Source organism: Snodgrassella alvi, assembly GCF_002777855.1.
Classification (GTDB): domain Bacteria; phylum Pseudomonadota; class Gammaproteobacteria; order Burkholderiales; family Neisseriaceae; genus Snodgrassella; species Snodgrassella alvi_E.
The window spans coordinates 290,605-313,379 of record NZ_MEIK01000040.1; the positions used below are offsets into that span (position 1 = coordinate 290,605).

The 22,775-nt window shown below is 44.7% G+C and carries 20 protein-coding genes and 1 other RNA gene; 6 read left to right on the top strand and 15 right to left on the bottom strand.

The features are described 5' to 3' along the window. Positions 1–493 precede the first annotated feature (493 nt). The 3 genes from BHC43_RS10360 to BHC43_RS10370 all read right to left on the bottom strand — a co-directional run bounded on the left by BHC43_RS10360 (position 494) and on the right by BHC43_RS10370 (position 4,842). On the bottom strand, positions 494–1,117 hold the full coding sequence (locus tag BHC43_RS10360) for a phosphoribosylanthranilate isomerase (protein WP_100157329.1): 624 nt from the start codon (positions 1,115–1,117) through the stop codon (positions 494–496). Positions 1,118–1,156: 39 nt separating this feature from the next. Further along, positions 1,157–2,008, bottom strand: a complete 852-nt coding sequence (truA, locus tag BHC43_RS10365; protein WP_100157330.1) for a tRNA pseudouridine(38-40) synthase TruA — start codon at positions 2,006–2,008, stop codon at positions 1,157–1,159. Between the two features lie 425 nt (positions 2,009–2,433). Then, complete coding sequence (locus BHC43_RS10370; protein WP_100157331.1) at positions 2,434–4,842, bottom strand: FimV/HubP family polar landmark protein; 2,409 nt, start codon at positions 4,840–4,842, stop codon at positions 2,434–2,436. A 375-nt stretch (positions 4,843–5,217) separates the two neighbouring features. Between BHC43_RS10370 and BHC43_RS10375 the strand changes: the two genes are divergently transcribed. From BHC43_RS10375 to BHC43_RS10395, 5 genes are read left to right on the top strand one after another with little or no spacing between them, the layout of a single operon-like run. After that, positions 5,218–5,754 carry a septation protein A gene (locus BHC43_RS10375; protein WP_100140499.1) on the top strand — a complete coding sequence of 179 codons (537 nt, stop codon included), beginning with the start codon at positions 5,218–5,220 and terminating at the stop codon, positions 5,752–5,754. Then, on the top strand, positions 5,754–6,047 hold the full coding sequence (locus tag BHC43_RS10380; RefSeq protein WP_100140500.1) for a YciI family protein: 294 nt from the start codon (positions 5,754–5,756) through the stop codon (positions 6,045–6,047). Before BHC43_RS10375 ends, BHC43_RS10380 begins: the two co-directional genes overlap by 1 nt. Further along, on the top strand, positions 6,040–6,318 hold the full coding sequence (locus tag BHC43_RS10385; RefSeq protein ID WP_100157332.1) for a BolA family protein: 279 nt from the start codon (positions 6,040–6,042) through the stop codon (positions 6,316–6,318). Before BHC43_RS10380 ends, BHC43_RS10385 begins: the two co-directional genes overlap by 8 nt. A 34-nt stretch (positions 6,319–6,352) precedes the next feature. After that, positions 6,353–7,219, top strand: coding sequence for a SurA N-terminal domain-containing protein (locus BHC43_RS10390; protein ID WP_100140502.1), 867 nt, complete (start codon positions 6,353–6,355; stop codon positions 7,217–7,219). Between the two features lie 50 nt (positions 7,220–7,269). Then, the gene (locus BHC43_RS10395; RefSeq protein WP_100157333.1) at positions 7,270–8,028 is read left to right on the top strand and encodes a peptidylprolyl isomerase; all 759 of its coding nucleotides are present in this window, start codon (positions 7,270–7,272) and stop codon (positions 8,026–8,028) included. Positions 8,029–8,112: 84 nt separating this feature from the next. Here the strand turns inward: BHC43_RS10395 and BHC43_RS10400 are convergent, their stop codons facing one another. The 3 genes from BHC43_RS10400 to rlmD all read right to left on the bottom strand — a co-directional run bounded on the left by BHC43_RS10400 (position 8,113) and on the right by rlmD (position 10,891). Then, positions 8,113–8,547, bottom strand: coding sequence for a GNAT family N-acetyltransferase (locus tag BHC43_RS10400; RefSeq protein WP_100140504.1), 435 nt, complete (start codon positions 8,545–8,547; stop codon positions 8,113–8,115). A gap of 294 nt (positions 8,548–8,841) precedes the next feature. Then, positions 8,842–9,420: a YceI family protein gene (locus BHC43_RS10405; RefSeq protein ID WP_306807703.1), complete on the bottom strand. Its 579-nt coding sequence runs from the start codon at positions 9,418–9,420 to the stop codon at positions 8,842–8,844. A 169-nt stretch (positions 9,421–9,589) separates the two neighbouring features. Beyond that, positions 9,590–10,891 carry a 23S rRNA (uracil(1939)-C(5))-methyltransferase RlmD gene (gene rlmD / locus BHC43_RS10410; protein ID WP_100157334.1) on the bottom strand — a complete coding sequence of 434 codons (1,302 nt, stop codon included), beginning with the start codon at positions 10,889–10,891 and terminating at the stop codon, positions 9,590–9,592. Between the two features lie 129 nt (positions 10,892–11,020). Here rlmD and BHC43_RS10415 point away from each other — a divergent pair, with 129 nt between their 5' ends. Beyond that, on the top strand, positions 11,021–12,037 hold the full coding sequence (locus BHC43_RS10415; RefSeq protein WP_180297486.1) for a L,D-transpeptidase: 1,017 nt from the start codon (positions 11,021–11,023) through the stop codon (positions 12,035–12,037). Between the two features lie 30 nt (positions 12,038–12,067). On the opposite strand, the gene BHC43_RS10420 is transcribed toward BHC43_RS10415, so the two are convergent. The 9 genes from BHC43_RS10420 to BHC43_RS10460 form a co-directional block, all read right to left on the bottom strand. Next, a complete protein-coding gene (locus tag BHC43_RS10420; protein WP_257378021.1) occupies positions 12,068–12,388 on the bottom strand; it encodes a GIY-YIG nuclease family protein in 321 nt (106 codons plus the stop codon). A gap of 188 nt (positions 12,389–12,576) precedes the next feature. Next, positions 12,577–16,023: a DNA polymerase III subunit alpha gene (gene dnaE / locus BHC43_RS10425; RefSeq protein WP_100157336.1), complete on the bottom strand. Its 3,447-nt coding sequence runs from the start codon at positions 16,021–16,023 to the stop codon at positions 12,577–12,579. Between the two features lie 513 nt (positions 16,024–16,536). After that, positions 16,537–16,716, bottom strand: a non-coding RNA gene (gene ssrS / locus BHC43_RS10430) — 6S RNA. Between the two features lie 6 nt (positions 16,717–16,722). After that, positions 16,723–17,025: a cell division protein ZapA gene (locus tag BHC43_RS10435; RefSeq protein WP_100140509.1), complete on the bottom strand. Its 303-nt coding sequence runs from the start codon at positions 17,023–17,025 to the stop codon at positions 16,723–16,725. Beyond that, complete coding sequence (locus BHC43_RS10440; RefSeq protein WP_100140510.1) at positions 17,025–17,351, bottom strand: hypothetical protein; 327 nt, start codon at positions 17,349–17,351, stop codon at positions 17,025–17,027. The genes BHC43_RS10435 and BHC43_RS10440 overlap by 1 nt, the downstream gene beginning before the upstream one ends. Before the next feature lie 93 nt (positions 17,352–17,444). Further along, positions 17,445–18,422 (bottom strand): NAD(P)H-dependent glycerol-3-phosphate dehydrogenase, encoded by a 978-nt coding sequence (locus BHC43_RS10445; protein WP_100157337.1) that lies wholly within the window; start codon positions 18,420–18,422, stop codon positions 17,445–17,447. 325 nt (positions 18,423–18,747) lie between these two features. Beyond that, positions 18,748–19,995 carry a beta-ketoacyl-ACP synthase II gene (gene fabF, locus BHC43_RS10450; RefSeq protein ID WP_100151825.1) on the bottom strand — a complete coding sequence of 416 codons (1,248 nt, stop codon included), beginning with the start codon at positions 19,993–19,995 and terminating at the stop codon, positions 18,748–18,750. Positions 19,996–20,090: 95 nt separating this feature from the next. Next, a complete protein-coding gene (acpP, locus tag BHC43_RS10455; protein WP_025331393.1) occupies positions 20,091–20,330 on the bottom strand; it encodes an acyl carrier protein in 240 nt (79 codons plus the stop codon). A 244-nt stretch (positions 20,331–20,574) separates the two neighbouring features. Then, positions 20,575–22,602 carry a prolyl oligopeptidase family serine peptidase gene (locus BHC43_RS10460; RefSeq protein WP_373885642.1) on the bottom strand — a complete coding sequence of 676 codons (2,028 nt, stop codon included), beginning with the start codon at positions 22,600–22,602 and terminating at the stop codon, positions 20,575–20,577. Positions 22,603–22,775 lie beyond the last annotated feature (173 nt).

A 22,775-nucleotide genomic window follows, 5' to 3' on the forward strand; every position in this document is an offset into this window, starting at 1 on the left:
TTCGTTTATTCAATTATGATGAATAATGAAAAAACCATCGTTAAATAAATTGATTGTAGCGACACGATAAATCATATTTTTAGTACATTACTTTTCGTATCTAGACATCAGAACCACTTTGAAAATCTTGTACCATACCATTCACACATAACAACGAACCTATTACATTGAAATTTCCCATCAAAATCTGAAATAAAACACAATACTCAGACAGACAGGTAAATATCGTTTTATTAAACCAAAACATTCGTTTTATTTTAGTCCGATAAAAAAATTCAGCTTTAAAGCATCATCTATCTAAGCTAATATAACCAAAACTCCTTAATACTTTTCCGCGTAAAAGTCAAAATCAGCACAGATTTGGAAATCTTTAAAGCCCAAAAATAAAAATTCCACTATCGCAAAAATATATTTTAAATAACTAATTTTTTTATAAAAGTAATATTATCATTCTGTACAAACAAAGGTATTAGTAGTACCTAGATTCAACACTTTAAGCAGAAAAAGTACTAATTGCAGACATCAGATCCTGCATCTTGTGCTTATCCTTGACACCGGGTGCCTGCTCCACACCACTGCACACATCAATGGCCAGCGCATTACTTTGTCTGATTGCAGAGACAATATTTTCAGGTTTCAAACCACCGGAAAGCACCCATGGCCGTGCCAGCGTGGACGGCAAAATTTGCCAATCAAAACTCTGCCCAGTACCGCCATATTGTCCACTGACCGCAGCATCAAACAATAAAGCACGTGCATCCGTATACACAGCAGCAGCCGTTTCAATATCAGCCCTGTTTTGTACCCGCACAGCCTTAATATATGGACGCTGGAATTGGCGACAGAATTCCGCATTTTCATCACCATGAAACTGGAGCACATCCAGCGGCACCTTCGCCAGTACATCCTCTATTTCAGCAGCCCGTGCATTTACAAACAGCCCGACCACCGTAACAAAAGGTGCTATTGCACGCACAATCGTTTGAGCCTGCCCAATCGTGACACAGCGCTTACTGCCAGCAAAAAATATCAACCCAATGGCATCTACCCCTAATTGTGCAGCAAACTGTGCATCTTCAACCCTCGTCATGCCACAAATCTTTGTACGAATATTCATATTTCACCTTTTTTAACTGCCAGCTAGTGCTCACCTAAATTAATCAAGATCCGGCCACAGCCATAGCGGCAATGGCTGCGTATCCACATCCCATTGAGCGGGATAATCAACACCGGTAAGGTACAGCCCGTCCGGCATAAATGTTGGCGGAGCCAGTTGCCGGCTTTTTGCCGCCAGCAATTGTGCAAATCCAGACACACTTAGCTTACCCGCTCCCACATACACCAGCGCACCTACAATATTACGCACCATATTGTGGACAAATGCACTGCCATGGAAATCTATCGCCATCAATTCAGGACTACCACTGAGTCTCAGTGCATACAAAGTTTTTACTGGTGATTTAGCCTGACAGTCACTGGAGCGAAAGCTGGAAAAATCGTGTTCACCAACCAGCAATGCAGCTGCTTCACGCATCAATTCCATATTGAGAGGATAATGAGTCCAGCCGACTCGTCCACGCAGTTGCGGCATACGGATACGACTGGATTCAAGCATATAACGGTAACGCCGTCCGCAAGCATCAAACCGTGCATGAAATTCAGCAGCAACCATCTGAGCTTTAAGAATCCGGATATTTTTATCCATTGCCGTATTGCTTCCACGCAGCCATGCCTCCGCACTTCGTCTGGCATGCGTGTCGAAGTGCACAATCTGACCGGTAGCATGAACACCAGCATCAGTGCGCCCTGCCACCACCACCTCTATTTCTTCCGCCGCTACAGAGCTTATTGCTTTTTCCAACACCGACTGAATGGTATATAGTCCGTCTGGCTGTTTCTGCCAGCCATGGAAAGCCGTACCATAATAAGCAATTGTTAATGCCCAGCGCTGCTTATAGCCAATATCATCCTGCATATTTTCTGGACGCTTTACCACAATACCTACCATTACTTTTCCAAATCCACACTAATACACACTGTTATATGGCATTATTATCGCATAGCCATCATTTGCGTTCATATTTATAACGAGTTGCTAACCAAATAAACAGGTAAGATAAACAATTTAGCGGCCGGCACACTCATCCAAATCATTAGACAGATGCTGATTGATGATAGTTTCCGTTTTTGCTACCAGACTTAGTAAAAAGCTGTTTAAAGACAATAGCAGTTGGATAACATACCAAAGATTTTGCAAATACATTTTTCAACACCAGCCGCATATAATCTATCCAAATACAGCATTTTTACTGCTTCCAAAATATCGTCATATAAATCAAATCTAGATACATACTCGAAATAAAAAAGACTGAATCCTGATACAGGATTCAGTCTTTACCAAATATGAACTGCATTTAGGATGCTCTGTACAGATTAGCCACCTAGCTGTTGTAACAGATTCTGAGCTTCCGCCAGCACTGCGCCATTAGCTTCATCGACCAATTCTCGTAAAGTCTGGCGTGCAGTCACCGCATCATCCATCTCCAGATACATCTTAGCCAGCTCCAGCTTGGCCTGTAACGGAATCGCCTGCTGTTCAGGTGTCAATGGCTTATCAGTTTCTTCTTCCTCTTCGGCCGACTGCTCTAGCCAATCCTGTGCACCGTTGCCAGTTGCAAAAGAAGAAATTGGGGCAGAAGAAGGAGCAGCGCTACTTTCAGTAGCTGTGGATTCTGCCTGATTATCATCCAGCGTAAAGTCCATAGACGAAACATCCACCACATCAGCATCAGTCGGTTGTGCTGAAGTAGATGGAGTAGCTTGTGAATCCTCATGCTCATCACTAATACTTAATGCATCCCAATCAATATCATTTGAAATCGCTTCATCTTCAGCAACAAACTCATGTTGATCCTGAGATGACAAAGCCTGATCAATTGTAGAGGATGTATCCTCTGCCACAGCAGCAGATTCGTTTTTGGACTCTTCATCAAACTTAAAGTCCTCGTCCCATTGCAAATCAGCCAAAGCATTAAGTGTATCCACTTCAGCTGCCGCCGGTTTAGATTCCGGCTCAACAACAGCAGGCTCCTCCTCTGGGCTGAAATTCATATCTAATGATGGCAAATCATCAGTATCTGTGGCTGTTTGCTCAGCCATCACTACATCAGAATGCACAGCTGATTCATGCTCATCTTTACTAGCATCATCAGCCACCACCCATTCAAAATCCGCGCTGTCTGCTTCTTCTTTTTCCGGCTCAATTACAGGAGATTCTTTAGAAGTCAGCACTTCCGGCTGTTCAGTTTCATCAATTTGATCCAGCCAAGATAAATCGTCGCCATTATCCATCTCTGCTACTGATGGGGCTGTTGTATCTGCAGGAGCAGCTGGCGTATCATCGGTGAAATTAAAATTCAGCCAGTCAATATCATCTTCTTCAGGCTTGTTTGCAGCAGCCTCCGGTTTTGATTCGGGAAGCTGACTAGTAACGTCAGATTCGGAAACATTGCCAGCCGGCGCGTCAGCTTTCGCGGAGCCGTCAGAAGACTCATCATTCAGCCACGACCAATCATCTGCATCGGCTGACGCTGATGAGGCTGCCACTGCAACAGATGCCTGATTAGTTGCAGCTGGCGATGCCGGTTCTGACTGTTGAAGTTTCGGTGGTTCATCATTGAATACCACATCATCATCGTCTTCATCATCTGATGAATAATATTCCTCAGCTTCCTCAGCATCGCGTTTTTTACGTCTCTGCCATATAAATGCGGCAATCAGCAGCACACCAGCGAGACCAACCAAAGCATAAGGCCACCAAGATGGCAACAACGATTCTTCTGGTGTAGGTTCTACAGGCTGTACAGGTGCTGGAGTTGGATTGACCTTAGGCTGCACTGGTTTCGCTTTCACTACAGAAGCAGCAGAAGCGGCTGGCGCAGATGCGGAGGCAGCAACGGCTTCAGTTTTACCTACATCTTGCGTTTTAGCTACTTCTGGCTTAGTTGGAGCTATAGGTTCTGAAGCGGCAGCTTTCTGAATTTTGTTTGCAGATACATCAGATTTGGTTGGAGTAGCGGCTGCAGCATTTTCAGCAGCCTTGGCGTCTGGCGCAACAGATACAGGTGATTTACTCTGTGCAGTCACCGGCTGTTGAACCGTTTTAATTTTTACTTTAGATAATTTATACAGCTGGGTAGTAGAAGGAATATTCAGACTGATATTCCGATACATCAAATCCGGATTACCATTACGGAATGCCTGTGGATTGGCTACAAGCAGAGCATGCATTGTCTGCTCTACTGTCATATTCTGCGGCCGTACCTTACGTGCAACATCCATCAGTGTTTCATTATTGTCTACATTATATTTCACCACCGCATTGTCTGAAGCAAGCCTATTTTGCAAAGCTGCAGTAGCTCGTGCAGCGGATTTGTTTCTGACAGAGTGTGCCTGCTTATGATGTTTACTGCCATTTCGAGCAGAAACAGAGGAGCCATGCCCATTTTCCGGCGGATCAAGTAATGCTGTATATTGCCTACCCTGACTACCTGAGACGAGGCTAAAAGACATCATCGGATCACTAATTGGCTTACTGGATCGCAAATGAATCACTGCATTCTGCCCTTGCGGTGTCACCCGCACCTGTAGCGGTGCGCCTGAAATTGTCGGCCGACCCTTTAAAGCGGCTCTGGCTTCATCACCAGTTACAACCACGCTACCTGAAAATGGCTCTCCCAAAGCAGAGTTAACCTGCAGGCTGCCAAGTCCTGCCCATGCAGGTGCACTGGCCGAAAAACATAAAGACAGTGCGATGATTTTTAAATTATATGCGTTCTTCAATCCCGTACCCTCACCGGTAATGCACCATTGCCATCAGGCTCGTGCCTATTCATTTGAAAATTTCTGCAAGTACTTAAAATGCAACTGGTGTTTAACGTTCACTAAACCTGTTTTTATATTATCTCACGCTATAATAGCTTTTGCGACCATTTAATGCCAAATCACCTTGACCTATTTTGCTCTTATAACATGCATAACTGTGGATATTTTCAGACGAAACATCATCCAAAAAACACTAAACCAATATACAACAATGGTTAAATTTTGTTTAATACCTTGCTTTAACAGGTGCCAAGTGTAAAAACTCAGGGTATCATGGAGATTATTTCACACCCTACAACAACAAACCTGAAAAAAGATATACAGTCCTGAATAATGAAAGCAGTATTCGAATTTCTGGTAGTTATTCTCTTCTTTGCTACCTATGCCTTAACCAAAAATATTATTCTGGCCACCGAAGTGGCTATCGCAGCCGGCTTGATTCAGGCCGCATGGTGTTTAATTAAATACCGGCGTCTGCAAACCATGCAGTGGGTAAGCCTGCTTTTGGTTGTAATACTGGGTGGCGCAACCATAATATTAAAAAACCCGCACTTCATAATGTGGAAGCCAACAATCCTTTTTTGGGTAATGGCTATAGGCCTGCTGATTTCACATCTATGCGGAAAAAACGTGCTAAAAAGCACAATTGGCAAAGAAATTAGCCTGCCAGCTCCGGCATGGCGTAAACTTACTTATGCTTGGGTAATATTTCTACTGGCACTGGGTACACTTAATTTGTGGGTTGCTTATTGCTTTACCGAAGCACAATGGGTTAATTTCAAACTTTTTGGCAGTACCACCATTTTAGTTCTGTTTACCATCGGACAGACGGTATATATTAGCCGATACATTAAAAAGGATGAGTTGTAATGCTGTTTATGCTGATGGCCACTGATGCCGACAATAGTCATGAAGCACGTATCAAGGCCAGACCCAGACATCTGGCTCGATTGCAAGAGCTACAAGCACAAAACCGTTTGGTTTTGGCCGGTCCTAATCCTCTGCCAGATGATGACAGCCGTTTTTCTGGTAGTCTGGTCATTGCCGATTTTGAATCTTTAGATGAAGCACAGGCATGGGCGGAACAAGATCCTTATGTGGATGCAGGCGTCTATGAAGAAATACTGATTCGGCCTTTTAAAAAAGTTTTGCCTGATGACTGACATCCAAACAGCCATCCGTATGCGCCTGCAATCACTGAATCCGGTACAACTCGAACTGATTGACGACAGCCATCTGCATGCAGGGCATAAAGGTCATCATGGCGGGGGACATTATCGTTTGCTGGTGGTCAGCGATGCATTCAACGGTTTATCGCGTCTGGCTCGTCAGCGGAAGGTTCATCAGCTACTGAAAGATTTATTCAAAGCTAATACCATCCATGCCCTCAGCATCATGGCATGTACAAACAGCGAATATTTAACCAAGCAATAATCTATTTCTATCCACTTAAATGAGAGAGTTAACCATGAAAAAACAATTAATTGCTGCTGCCATCTTACTGGGACTAACCGGTATTGCTACTGCCCAGACGGTTGCGACCGTAAACGGAACCAAAATCGACAGTAAAGAAGTCGATAATCAGGTAGCCGTATTGGTTCAGGAAAGCCAGAACCAGATTCAGGATACACCCGAATTACGCAAGAGCATCACTGGCCGTCTGGTGACTCGTACCTTACTGATTCAGGCCGCCAAAAAGCAGAATCTTGATAAAGATCCAGAATACTTGAATGCATTGAATCAGGCAGAAGCGGAAGCTAAACGTCTGGGCGATGATAAAAAACCTGGTTTCAAAGAAGAATGGGCTTTCTTTAAAGATAATCTGCTGACTCAGGCTTATCTGGCCAGCGTTGCCAAAAATAACCCTGTAAAACCTGAAGATGTGCGCAATGCCTATAACGACATGGTGAAATATTACAGCGGCACTCAGGAAGTTCAGTTAGGTGAAATTCTCACACGTGATGCAGACACGGCCAATAAAGCCATAGCTAAACTAAAAGAGAAAAAAAGCTTTGCGACCGTAGCCAAAGAGTTCACAATTGATCCGGCCGGCCGTGAAAACGGAGGTATTCCAAAAGGCTATGTTGCCATGAAAGACCTTCAAGAGAGTGCCACACCCGTTTATAACGCCATTAAAGATTTGAAAAAAGGTCAGTACACTCCTGCTCCGGTACAGGGTAACGGCAACATTTACGCTGTATTCTACGTAAACGACAAACGCAACCTAAAACTGCCAACCCAGAAAGAAATGGAACCAATCCTGTCACGCCGTCTGCAAAGTGCCACTCTGGCTCAGGCTATTGACCAGCTGTACAAGAATGCAAATATCAAATAATTATTTTTTCCGACTTTAATAAACGGATCAGATAACAAGGAATTTACGATATGAAAAAAAGCATTACCTGGCTGGCCGGCTTCAGTATCATGGCCGCTGGGCTCGCTTTTGCCGATGCACCCAAAATTGATTCACAGCGCATTAATGTCATGCTAAAACAGTATGAGCGTCAGATGCAGGCACAGCCGGGTGCACCAGCGCCGAATAAAGCAGAGATTCAGAAAGAAATCACGTTGCGCCTGCAAACGGCCGATATATTGAAAGCAGAAGCCTTTAAGGCCGGTTTGGATAAACAACCAGACACACAGGCCGCATGGCAAAACATGCAGGCTCAATTCTATGCAGCCCAGTATGTAGACCATCTGGCTGCCAGCATTGAAGTAAGCGACAGTGATTTGCGCCGGCAATATCAACAGGTGAGTCAGGAAATCAACTTACTGCCCATTGTTTTTCCAAGCGAACAAGCAGCTGAAGAAGGTTTAAGCAAACTGAAAAAAGGACTGGCTTACGAAACTTTGCTTAAACAGGTAAACCCAGAAGCACCACAAAGCAATTGGATGAACCCACAGCAACTGCCTCCTGAATTTGCCCAACTGGCCTCACAACTGAAAAGTGGTCAGATTTCACCTAATGTGATCACGATTGACGGGCATTACATCCTGTTGAAACTAGCTGGTACGCGTCAGGCGCCTGATGCTCCCGCATTTGACCAGATTAAAGAGCAGCTTCGCAATCAGGCCAAACAGGAAAAAGTATCCCAACAAATCAATCAAATTCTGAAAAACAATGGCATTAGCCTAAACAATTAATAGCCTGAATATAAAAAACCGGTACTAAAGTACCGGTTTTTTATATTCAGCTCACCTAAAACACGAGAAAAACTCGCTAGGAAATCATTCCGGCTGATATAGCATATCTACAAAAGGGATACCATCCGTAATATACGGTGCTCCTTGTATTTTAAAACCATGCTGTTGATAAAATTTAAGAACCTGACGGCTCGACTCAATTTTAATCGGATACTCTGAATAGTGACTTTGCGCATAATGCAGGATTAATTTAATCAGCTGGTCTCCTAAGCCGGTACCACGAAAATCAGAGCGGGTGACAAAGCGACTGAATGTAAAATGCACACCAGCTAAATACATTCTGGCATAAGCCAGAATTTGCCCGTCTCGTTTATAGTAAACATGTTTGGCCAACACATCCCAGTCATCCAATTCTTGATATATCCGCTGCTGCTCTACCACAAAAGTGTCAATACGCAATCGTGCAATGCGATAAAAATCTTGTGACGAAAGTTCATCTAATTTTTTGATACACCACATAAAACTTTCACACTCCTCTTAACCACAAGACTGATTGCATTTGTTACTGGTTATTACTAAAATCAAATAGGCATAAATTTAAAACACTGTTTTCTCAAAATATTTTGAAATTACATTATGCCGGCATGTTATGTTTACACTTAAAACAAACTCAGTATAAAAACAATAAGACAAATAATCAAATAACAATCTTAATTCTGGCAAAAATAAAATACTGCTATAACCTAACCAATATATACAGAAACGGATTACCCAAACTCAAATAAGGTAATCCGTAGCTAAGATATTGGAAGATTATTGTTTTGCCGCTTCTACCTGAATATTCAGCTTAACATAGCGACTTGCCGGCATAACCGGCACATACTCATTAATTCCCCATTGAGTACGATCAATTACAGCTTCAAAATCACCACCACAAACTTGTGATTGTGTCATCGGGCTTTTATAACAATTGAATTTAGTAGCACGCAAAACTACAGGGTGTGTTTGCCCTACCATTGTTAATTGGCCGCGCAAAGCCCTAACTTTTCCATTTTTATCGAAAATCCAGTTCTGCGAAACAAATCGCAGTGACGGATATTGTGCCGCATTAAAAAAAGCTTTACTTTGCAGATGTTGAGTAAATTCACTGCGGCCCGTATCCAGCTTAGCCAGTGGAAGAGTAATATCTACTGCACCGGTTTTAGCTTTCGCATCATATTGCAACTCACCCTCAAGATTATAAAATCCCCCTACATTGCTGGAAGTGGCAAAATGATCTAAAGTGAATCGTGCGTTGGTATGCAAGGGATCAAGTTTATAAGTTGCAGCCATTGCTGGGACACTTATACCCAACAATGTGGCCATCAAAATACAGGTAAATCGGCTCATCATTTATTTCCTTTGTCAATTTGTCTAACAGATTAATAGTAGCCTGAATAAACCTACGGACAAATCCCGCAGAGTAAATATATTTTTTCTTTTAAAGAAACAATTAAACATATTCAGGCATTTTCTTATCCAATATCCCCTCCCTAATGCCTATCCAAAGCTTAAGCTGCACTCATCTGTCAAACACTGCCATAGATTCAAGATGTGCTGTTTGTGCAAATAGATTCATAATGCCGCCGGCACGGTACTGGTAACCACATTTAACCAGTAAACCAGCATCACGTGCCAGCGTAGCCGGATCACAGGACACATACACAATCCGCTTAGGCAGAAACCGTTCTTCAAGCTCATTTAAAGCCAATATCAAAGCTTGAGCGCCTGCCCGCGGCGGGTCGAGCAGCCATTTATGCGCATATCCAAACTTACGTAAACGTTGCCCATTCATTTCAAAAAGATCAGCCTGCTGAAAATGGGCTAAATGTTTCAGGCCATTATATTGGGCATTGGCAGTGGCACGTCGGCACATGGCAGCCATCCCTTCCACACCCACTACTTCAGCCTGCATCCGCGCAATCGGTAAACTGAAATTACCCAATCCGCAGAACCAATCTATAATTCTTTCCCCGGCTTGCGGTTGTAGCCATTGTATGGCACGCTGTACCATTAAAGCATTAGTCAGCTGATTAACCTGAGTAAAATCTTCAGGCTGATAAGGAATCACTACCTGAAATTCAGGGAGATGATAGCTTAGTTTGTACATGTGCTTAGCAGTCTGCAACGCAGTGGTTCGGCCTGTTTGTAACCACCATTGCCATAGCTTTCCGGTTTGTTGCTGCAATTGCAGCAACAAAGAATCAATCTGTTTGCGCTGATTTTGGTTAATAGCAGAAGCCTGCAAAGTAAGAGCAATTACTTCATTGCCCTGATGCAGCATCACACCGGCCACACTATGCTCCGGCCAGCTTTGCAATAATGTTTTAATCGGCTTTAATGCTTCTGACAAAGCTTCCGACAACACCATACATTTATCAATATCTACAATATGATGGCTGTGTCTGGCCTGAAAGCCCAGTTTCAGACGTCCTTCCTCATACACAGCGCGCAAACGTACCCGTTCACGATAATGCCATGGCAGTCCATATATTGGTGCCATCAGCTCGTCTGGTTGCACCTTTCCTAAACGCCGCATCTGATTCATCCACGCACGTTGTTTCAGAGCTACCTGAGTTGTAAACTCAATATGCTGGCTGTTACAGCCACCGCACCGTCCATAGTACACACAAGGTGGCTGTATACGTGCATTAGCAGCGCGCAGCAGTTTGCCAATTTTGCCCTCAGTGTAGGACTTTTTTTCCCGTACCGACTGCCACTGCACCACCTCACCCGGTAAAGCATATTCAATAAATACAGCCTTACCGTTTACACGGGCAACACCGCGCCCTTCCTGATTCCAGTCAATAATATGTGCTGTCAACTGTTGTTCCAAACTGAACCCTCAAGCCAGAAAAAGACCGCAAATAATCTTAATTGTGTATATTTTCTCACATCACAGACAAATTACGTTATGATTATATTCATATTGCCATACCGGATTTTCAGAATAATGTTGAAACCTATACTTTATGCACTCACCACTTCCATCATATCTGCTAGTGCATATGCTGCCATCCCCATGCCAGATTATGCCGTACCTAGTAAGGGGCAGCAGGTCATACTGAATATTCCGCAGCTACGGCTGTTTTTGTTTCAAGATGGCAAGTTAATCAAAACCTATCCCATAACTGTCGGTAAAGCGAGTACACAAACACCGCTAGGTGAATACAAAATTGGTGCTAAAGTGGCCAATCCCACTTGGAGCGTACCGCGTAGTATTCAAAAAGAAATGGCGGCCAGTGGAAAAGTGGTACAGAAATCAGTACCGCCCGGCCCCAAAAATCCGCTTGGTCCGGTATTTGTCCGTCTTGGTGAACCCAGGCTCGGTCTAGGCATTCATGGTACAAATGTACCCAGCAGTGTACCCGGCGTACGAAGTCATGGCTGTGTTCGGCTGCAAAGCCCCAACGCATTGGATTTTGCTGCAACTGTTCAAAGCGGTGCAGATGCAGCGGTAATCTATCAGCAAGTTTCAGTAAATATCGACGAACAGAACGATATTTGGATTGCGGTTTACCGAGACCCCTATAACAAACGTAATCTAAACAAAAAACTACTTAATCAGAGTATTAGTTCGTGGGCAAATCAGCATCAGCAACAGGTAGACCAAAAGCGTCTAGCTGCTGCCTTGATTAAACCGGCCAACACATTAATCTGTCTTACATGTAGTGCCGGCAAAACTAAAGTCAGCGGTGCACTTAGCTCGTTACAGTGGACTAGTGGTAAAGGTGAGCTGGTTGAACTAAAACACATCAACACTATCAACTCACAACCTAAACAGGAAATTGCTCCAGAAAGCAGCAATGTAGAAGTGGATGAGGATATGGATGATACATCCAAACAAGACATAACCCCGTTAAATCCCGCCCCCACAGTACCAGAAAAAGTACATCCAGCTCCGGAAAAAAATATTCCAGTTAACAAAATTCCGGCCTCATCCGATCCGGGATTTGACGCATTGCTATAAGATATCAGCAACGAATTAATTGCACAGAAATTAAATTCGTGTCTGAAAATCGGGCAACAACTGCCACAATGCACTTTTTTCTGCCACCTTTAGCCGCTTAAGCCGAAATTCACATCTGGCTGCCGCGGCTTTATTTATACCCACGCACACCAGCCGCATCTGCACTGGAGTATGCATACGCGTATACTTTGCCCCTTTCCCCGAACAATGCGCCCGCCAGCGCAGCAACGGCCGGTATGAGATTCCACAGTAATAAGCACCATTATCACAAAGCAGCATATACACCGACCAATCAGCGTGAAACTGTGGCAACGGAGGTAAAGCGGCCAGAATAGAAGCAGATAAATACAATCTCAATGCTCAATACATTTAGATACAATAGAGAGTTAAAGATATCTTCAATAAATCTCAGTAGTATTGTGAGTAAAATTAGTTAAATCCATCACATTTAAAGCTTAAACATAAGATTTGATCATTATCGTACGAATTAAATATTTCTAACTTACGTGAATTACAGGAAAAAGCAATAAAATCCCATTTTAAAAGCTTACTTGTACCGCTTCATCCCCTAGTAAAGAATACAAGCTATCAAACAAAACAGCTTCTGGCCTAATCAGCCAACTTTTATCTGCGCGTAGCTCGCCATAAGCTTGTTGGTGGCGGCAGCAAAATTTTAGCGGTACATGCGCCTGTTCTCCGCAATAAGTCTTTAGCAAATCAGCTAGCTTTTGAATTGGCGCATCAGCAGCAATATATAATTGCAGACTGCGCGCATAACGCGCACTGGCCTGAGCCAAAGTAAATGCATCATCTGCAGTGATACGCAAACCATCACCGCCATTGTATTCATCTACCGCTACCTTACATTCCATTATCAGCACCTGATCCGCTTTGAGACTGGCGCCGTATTCTTCCAAGGCCTGCCCTGCTACCACCACCTCCTGCTTATCAGTGCCGTCTTCCAGCTGCACCACAGCAAACTTACCACGTTTTCCCATAATATAGCGTACACCGGTAACAAATCCGGCTACCTTCTGTTTATTATTGGATGGTTTTAACGCAGAAAGTTTAGTACCCACCAGTGCACGCACCTTATCAGCATAAGGCTCGAAAGGGTGACCAGAAAAATAAAAGCCCATGGCCTGTTTTTCTTCTGCCAGCTTCACAGCCAGGGACCATGGCGCCACTTCTTCCATTTGCAAGGGTTCTATCGCATCCTCAACCAGATCAAACAGCCCACCCTGATTGGCATTGGCTGCCACCTGTTCAGCATTTTCCATAGCCAATCCAATATTGGCCAGCAACTGTGCCCGATTCGGATTCAGTTCATCAAAGGCACCGGCACGCACCAGCGCTTCAATAGTGCGACGGTTGATATGCTGGCGGTCAACCCGCTGACAAAAATCAAACAGGTCTGTAAATGGCCCACCTGTTTCACGTGCTCGGACAATCGCTTCCACTGCACCCTCACCGGTGCCCTTAATCGCACCCAATGCATAGCGTATCTGTTTTTGATTGTTCGGAGTAAACCGATAAAAAGACTGATTAATACTGGGCGGCAAAAAGGTAATACCATTTTCAATGCCATCATCGACAAAGATTTTTAGCTGGTCAGTATTGGTCAACTCACTGGACATCGTACCAGCCAGATATTCCGCCAGATAATGGCATTTCAGCCATGCCGTCTGATACGACACCAGCGCATAAGCGGCCGCATGAGATTTATTGAAACCATAACCAGCGAATTTTTCCATATAATTGAAAATTTCGTTGGCTGTATCCTTATCAATACCCTTTTCCGCGGCTCCGGCTTCAAAAATGGCGCGATGCTTCACCATTTCCTCAACCTTTTTCTTACCCATAGCTCGCCGCAATAAATCGGCGCCACCTAGTGTATACCCCCCGCAGACTTGCGCCGCCTGCATCACCTGCTCCTGATACACCATTACACCGTAGGTAGAATTAAGCACCGGTTCCAGATTTGGATGCAAATATTCCACTTTTTCTTCACCGTGCATACGCCGGATAAAGTCCGGAATCAGATCCATCGGGCCCGGCCGATACAAGGCCACAAAAGCAATAATTTCCTCAAATTTAGTCGGACGCGCGGTTATCAGCATTTTTTTCATGCCCACCGACTCAAACTGGAAAACAGCGGTGGTATTACCCTTAGCAAAAATGCTGGCGTAAGTAGCCGCATCATCTAATGGAATATGATTAACATCAACTTTCTGGCCGGTCGTCTCCAGAATAAATTTTTGCGTCATTTCAATAATGGTTAAATTCCGCAACCCAAGAAAGTCGAATTTCACCAGCCCTATCTGCTCTACATCATCCTTATCAAACATGGAAACCGGTGATGCATCTTCACCGCTGGCCTGATAAATCGGGCAGAAGTCAGCAATTTTACCCGGTGCCATTAACACCCCACCGGCATGCATACCCAACCCACGCGTCAAATCCTCCAGTTTTAGCGCCAGCGTCATCAGCTCTTCAGCCTCTTCTTCACGCAATAACTGCTGTATCTGTGGTTCTGCTTCCATCGCCTTAGTTAAACTTAACGGCTTATTGGCCTCCACAGGTATTAGCTTGGATAAACGGTCGCACAGGCCAAACGGCAAATCCAACACCCTTCCCACATCACGTACCACCGACTTGGACGACATCGTGCCAAAAGTCACAATCTGACTAACCGCAGGCACACCATATTTATGCCGGACATACTGAATCACACGTCCACGGTTTTCCTGACAAAAGTCGATATCGAAGTCAGGCATCGATACGCGCTCAGGATTCAGAAAGCGTTCAAAGAGCAAGTTATAGCGCAGCGGATCCAAATCAGTAATCTTCAGCGAATACGCCACCAGTGAGCCCGCACCAGAACCACGCCCCGGCCCTACCGGACAACCATTCTGTTTAGCCCAATTAATGAAGTCCTGCACAATCAGAAAATAGCCTGGAAACTGCATCTGAATAATAATACCCAGCTCATAATCCAGCCGCTGCTGATATTCCGGCATTTTCTGAGTCCGCTCAGCCTCATCCGGATACAGAAACGCCATACGCTCACTCAACCCTTTATTACTAAGCTGCACCAGCAAATCATCCAGTGTCATTCCTTGTGGTGTCGGAAACAACGGCAGATAGTGCTCGCCCAGCGTCAGCGTCAAATTACAACTTTGTGCAATTGCTACGGTATTAGTCAGCGCTTCCGGAATATCGGCAAACCGCTCAGCCATTTCCTCAGGCGTCACAAAATACTGACTCGGAACAAAATCATGCGGGCGCCGTTTATCTGCCAGAACATAGCCACTGGCAATACATACACGGGCTTCATGTGCCTGAAAGTCTGCTGAATCCATAAACTGCACCGGATGCGTCGCCACCACCGGTATCTGATGTGTAGCAGCCAGCGCAACGCTACCGGCCACCACTGCTTCCCATTCCGGCCGTTCAGGCAAACGCTGTACTTCCAGATAAAAACGTTCACCAAACCATTGCTGATATTTAGCACACACCTGCGCAGCCAGCTCCGGCTTCTGCGCCAGCAAAGCCTGTCCGATTTCACCATACTGCGCCCCAGACAGACAGATCAGACCACTATTATCCCCATCTGCCAGCCATTGCTGGCGGATAACAGGCTGATTCGGATTGCGGTCTTCCCCCACATAAGCGTCAGTCAATAACTGATTCAAACGCAGATAACCATCATGATTCTTTACCACCAGCATCAGACGAAAAGGTTTATCCGGCTGCTCTGGATTTTCCACCCGCACATCCACTGCCATAATGGGCTTAATACCCGCATTGCGGCAGGCCTTGTAAAATTTCACCATGCCGAACACATTCATCAGATCACTGATACCGAGTGCCGGCAAACCGAGCTCACTGGCACGTTTTACCGCTTCTTTAATCCGAACAATGCCATCTTCAATAGAAAATTCGGTATGTAGCCGCAACGGAATATAAGGAGAATTGTCAGACATAGCACTTTTCACGCCAAAACATTAATTGCCTGGCTTAAGAGAATTGAATTAAACACTCACCGTTCACAGAGAAAGCGACAACAAATGTGAAACAAGGTGATAGAGCTTTAGCTAAAACAGCCGGTTTCAGGACAAAACACAGCCACCATAATTCTACCTGATTTGCCACATCTTATCGCCGGTATGAAGACAATGATAATAGCGCAATCTCAAAAAAGATTGAAAAACGTACTTCTGAAACAGCGAAACATCTTAGCGCAGATTGACCTACTCATACTTAACCCAGTCAGACCAATATATTTTCAAAAAAAATGAAAATAGCAGTAAATAATGAATTTTATTATAAAAAAGCAGATTTTTATCGCAAATAACATCTTTTCATATGCAGCTATGACCGGTATTTCGCCCGATCAAACGCGAAAGATCTATTCTGAAACAATGTGATTTAGCGATACACATTTGGCAACAACTGAAAACAGGCTGCCTGAAATATCAGACAGCCTGTTCAAATGGGTTTCCCCCACATGTGCCGTTTTGGACGCTATCCGCTTGAACCTTGAGGACAAGGCTGGCAGTATCGAATGGCTTCGGGTTCATTCACACAGAATGCTCACGCCCACCATTACCCAACCGCCAAAAAAGCGAATTATTGGTTCAAAGGAATATATGTCCTTGCGAACACAGCAGGGGAAGAAAAAGTTATTTTACCACAAGAGTGAGGGTACTTTCACACAGCTGAATCATATCCTGCATTTTACGCTCAAAATCACCGATTTCCAAATTACCATGTACCGTAAGCTTGAGTAAATCATGAGCTAAATTCAGCGCAGCCATAATCACGATTTTATCTGTTTCAACAATTCGTCCGGAACTTTGAATCGCAGCAATCTTTTCATTGAGCATTTTTACCGCCTGCATCAATGTTTCATGCTCACTTTTGGGCGTACCGATATTAAAAGGACGGCCAAGAATTTCCACACGAACCTGTTGAATTTCATCCATTAGGATTCCTCCTGCGCCTTAGGCAAGCGTTTCAGCAATTGCTGTAATTCATCACTGGATGCCTTAATTACCGAAGTATAACGGTTTTTTTCAGCAATTAATCCATCAATCGTTGTCTGCATGCTTTCCTGCAAGTGTAATTTTTCCTGCTCGTGCTGGTTTCGTATCCGTTCACGTTCAGTCTGAAATTTTTCATTCTGCTGCTGCATTTCTTCTTTTACCGATGACAGTTGCTGTGTCAGCTGCTGCTTTTCAGCCAGAAGAGAATTAAAATGTATTACCAGCCGCTTAATGCAATCTTCCAGTTGTTCTAATTGATTTTCCATTCCCTACCCGCTTCCATCCTCAGAATACACAGCATGAATGCCTGAATTTCCATGCTGCCACTTTAAATTGTTATTCATTATTGAATTTGATTATTATTCCGTCTTAGGTGCACGTTCCATTAATATTTCAGCCATTTCCTGAACTTCTATACAGCCATCAAACAATTGCTTGAGAATACAGGCTACTGGCATATCCACACCGAGCGAAGCAGCCTGTCGGCAAACTTCCTCGACAGTATATACACCTTCCGCCACATGTCCAAGTTCAGTAAGCGCTTCCGGCAGTGATTTGCCCTCTGCCAGCAGCAACCCTACTCTGCGATTGCGCGACAGCGAGCCGGTACAGGTCAGAATCAAATCTCCCATACCCGATAGCCCCATCAACGTCGCAGCCTGACCACCCAGTGCCTGATTCAGACGAGATATCTCCGCCATACCGCGCGTCATTAACGCAACACGCGCATTAATACCATAGTTCAATCCGTCAGCAATACCTGTTGCAATCGCCATGACATTCTTTACCGCACCACCAACAGCCGCACCAATCACATCTGCATTGGCATATAACCGCAAAACGGTATTATTCAACCTAGCCGCCAGAGCCTGAATCCAAACAAAATTTTCTGATGCCAGTGTTACCGCACAGGGCAGCTGCTGTGCCAGCTCCTGAGCAAAACTCGGGCCGGATAAAACACCGATACATGGATTCTTAGGCATCACTTCTGCCAGCACTTGCTGCGGCAGTAAACCAGTTTGCTGCTCGAATCCTTTGCAAGCTGCAATAATGGGCACATCACTCAAGCCAGCATCCACCAGTCTCTGTGCACTTTGCCGTAAAGCTGCCACCGGCGTAGCAATAATAATTAATTCGGCTGAGGCCAGCTCTGCCACAGCAGCTAAATTTTTAGGTAAATCAAAACCCGGTAGATAACGCTGATTCTGCCGCTGCTGCTGTAATTGCTGCACATGCTGTATATTATGGGTCCATAGCCATACTTTATGCGAATGTAGGGCAAAATGAATGGCCAGCGCAGTACCCCACGCTCCCGCACCCAGTACACCAATATTCATGACAAATATTCCCTATAACAAACTTCCACCAAACCTTGCCCGGCTTAGAGCACTGCTGCACATCAATAATCACTGAAACATCTGGATTAAGGCTGCAACAGGCAGCACATTGTATCCAAAAAACCAAGCTCAAGCTGCAACATCTTTAGCAAAAACTGGTAATCCACATTGAATATCAGCAAATTTAGCTGATTGTCACGCAAATTTTTTATCGTAGCGGACATCATTCTGCAGCTACCCAGATTACTTTCGGTCGGCTAATATAAAAACACAGGCTGCCTGTTAATCAGACAACCTGTGTGTACATTGCGGACTTCAAAAGCGCTTAATCTTCAAAACGCTTAAACGCCAGCGACCCATTGGTACCGCCAAAACCGAATGAATTGGAAATAGCTGCACGAATTGGCAAATCCCGTGCTTCATTGGCACAATAATCCAAATCACAGCCTGCCTCAATATCCTGCTCAAAGATATTAATCGTAGGCGGAGATTTCTGCGTGTGAATAGCCATTACAGTGTAAACGGCTTCCACACCACCAGCACCGCCCAACAGATGGCCGGTCATCGATTTAGTAGAATTCACCACTAGCTTTCTGGCCTGTTCGCCTAAAGCCAATTTTAATGCGTTGGTTTCATTCACATCACCCAGCGGAGTGGAGGTACCATGCGCATTTACATAATCAATATCTTCTGGATTCAGGCCACCATCTTTCAGAGCACGCGTCACCCCTAGAGCCGGACCCTCAGTATTCGGAGCAGTAATATGATATGCATCGGAGCTCATACCAAATCCAACCAGCTCAGCATAAATCGTGGCGCCGCGCTTACGGGCATGTTCATACTCTTCCAGCACCATTACACCAGCACCTTCACCCATCACAAAACCATCACGATCCTTGTCCCATGGTCTGGAGGCTGTGGCCGGATCATCATTGCGAGTAGATAGTGCCTTCATGGCAGCAAAACCACCCACACCCAACTCACAGATGGCACCTTCGGCACCGCCAGCAATCATAATATCCGCATCGCCATACTTAATCAGGCGTGCAGAATCACCGATACTGTGCGCACCAGTAGTGCAGGCAGAAACCATACCGTAGCTTGGTCCCTGATAACCTTTTAAAATCGTAACATGGCCAGATATCAGATTAATCAGTGAGCTGGGAATGAAAAATGGATTGATTTTACGGGCACCCTGCTCCACTACGGTACGTGCAGTGGCCTCAATTGCCGGCAAACCACCTATACCCGCACCAATATTTACCCCTACTCTGGTTTTATCTAAACCCGGAATATCATCCAGCCCTGCATCAGCTATCGCCTGAAGAGCAGCAGCCACACCATAATGTATGAAAGAATCCATCCGGCGTGCCTCTTTAGCACTGATGTACTGCGTTACATCAAAATTCTTAACTTCACCAGCAATCTGGCAAACTAAAGACGAAGCATCAAAATGGGTAATCGTGCCAATGCCGCTTTTACCTGCAAGTAAATTCTGCCATGCTGTGGTGATATCATTACCCACAGGAGATACTTGACCCAGGCCGGTAATGACTACTCGTTTTTTACTCATAATTTGCTCGTAAGAAAAAAACCTCTACCGAATCAGGCGATACTTGACACCTTAGTTCGACAGAGGAATTTGAATTTGACCAACACTACACGGAATTAATTCAGGTGTGCGCCAACAAAGTCGATAGCTTGTTGCACAGTAGTGATTTTTTCAGCTTCTTCATCAGGAATTTCGCAACCGAATGCTTCTTCCAGAGCCATTACCAATTCAACGGTGTCCAGTGAGTCAGCACCCAAATCTTCCTGAAATGAAGATTCGTTTTTTACTTCAGCTTCGCTCACGCCTAATTGTTCTGCAACAATTTTTTTCACGCGTTGTTCGATATTGTTATCCATTGACTGATCTTTCTTTTCTTTGCCCGCTGCGATACGGACAGGGTTAATTGAATTAATCAACTTTTTAGTTGTTGATATTATTGTACCTAATAAAAATAGAGTTTACCATTCAAATTGTTTTTTGCCGTATTTTCTATGGTTTTCAGCGATTTTCAGCGCATTTTTACTTATCACCCTGCGCAGATTACACGACAAGCGGCAGCCATATTAGCACAGCCTGTTTTTTTGCCACAAGTTATTAGATTTAGATTGAATCATCGTCAGCAATCGTTTTATATAAAAAATTCATAATCAGCGCCAATTCTGCTGCAGTATTTTCCTGAGTCGCACCCCCTGCATGCCCACCTGTGTCGGGCACAGCCAGCCATACCGGCTGTCTGAGCGAACGCAAACGTGCAAAAAACTTCAGTGCATGGGCCGGATGTACACGGTCATCATGAAGATTAGTCGTAATTAAAACAGGTGGGTAGTGTTGCAATTTGCCCAAATTATGATAGGGCGAGAGTTGAAGCAATGCATTTTTTTCAACTGAATCAACAGGATCACCATACTCATCTACCCATGAAGAACCGGCTGAAAGATAAGGATAGCGCAACATATCCGTAAGCGGCACCTCGCACACCATCGCCCCCATACACTGCGGTTGGCGGCAAAATGCAGCGGCCACCACAAGCCCCCCATTACTACCGCCCTGAATTGCTGTATGCATCGCACTGGCTCGCCCATGAGAATACAAATCATCTAGCACTGCCAATAAATCATCTACACTAACATGCTTATGAATACCGCGGGCTGCCTCATGCCATTGAGGTCCAAATTCACCACCGCCACGAATATTTGCCAGTACAAAAGCATAACCTTTTGCCAACCAGTACCGACCAATACTACCTAGATAATAGGGTAGCTGAGGCATACCAAAGCCACCATAAACATAAACAATAGTGGGCATTTCCTTATTCATATGTTTACCAACATGAAAATAAGGAATAAACGTCCCATCAGATGCAGCAGCACTGAACTGCTTCACCTGCATCCCTGCCGCATCAAACTGCTGCGGCTGTCGCCGCATCACACACAATTCTCCCAAATGTACATCAAGCGTATACAGTGTCAAAGGATCCAAAAAACTACTGATTGCAAGATAGACCACATCGCCGCCCCAAGGCTGGTCTGTAATTTCAAGCGCGCCATCCGGCAAATTGGGCAATGAAACTTCCTGCCAGCCATTGCTACCAAATTGCCACGCCAGTAAACGACTGCTTACATTATCTAGTATCGACACCAATACAAACCGCCGTGTGGTTTCAATGCTTTCAATTGCTTGAGTATTCTTAGGCTGAAAAATCACTTCAGCAGCACCCAGCTCACCTTTATGTAATTTCACTGCAACCAGACTACCGGCGGGATAACTTCGGTTCGCACGCTGCCAGCCACTGCGCAACTGCACCAGCAACTGCCCGTATAGATAGCCCATCAGTTCGCAATCATCAGGCAATCCCAGCGGTTTGGCACTTAAATCCGCCATAACTTGATAATATTGCTTGTGATAAAAGCCGCTTGCCGCCTCAATTAAATCAATCGGCGCGCCCTGACTATCTAAATAACGCCATGCATTCACCATCATGCCATCAGCTGGCATTTCTAGCACTGGCTGCGCCTGCGCAAAGGTTTGCCCGCGGTGCATCAGCCATACCTGCCGTGGATAGCCAGCCTGAGTCAGCTGCCGCTCATCCCATGCTGGACATATCCATACACTTTCTGTATCACGCCAGCTAATGATGCTTTTACTCAGAGGAAAATGAAAACCTCCCTCAACCACTTTACCTTCGTTTAGATTAAACTCAATGGTATAGGCTGCATCAGCACCGCCGGCACTCAGACTGATAAGCACATGCTCGGGCGCCTGCACATAATGTGCCACACCCTGCAAATACACATCATCTCCAAGCAGTTCATCAAAATCGGCCACAGAAAACAAAATTTTCCATTCAGGCAAACCAGCACGATAACTGGCAGCAGAACATACCCGATACACACCTTTCGGAAATTCAGCCGATTGATAAAAATGATACATGCGTGCACGATGTTCCTGACAAAACGGTATTTGCTGCTCATCACGCAGTATTGTCACCATATCATCACGTACTGCTTCATACTCAGCACCTGTTGCAAACTCAGCCTGAGTCGCTGCATCCGCCTGCTGAATCAATGCCAGAGTGCGCTCATCGTTTAAGCCTTCTAAATAGGCAAAAGGATCAGTATTGGTCATCAGGATTTTTCCATAAACTAAGGTTCATTCCAAACAGGCGGACAGACAGACAATCTTTACAGTCTGATACCTCTGTATAAACATAATTAATCAACTCATCCTACCCAATCACGTTCGGATATATTCGCCATAAATAAAAAGGGCAGCCCCTATAGGCTGCCCTATCATCCAATTGA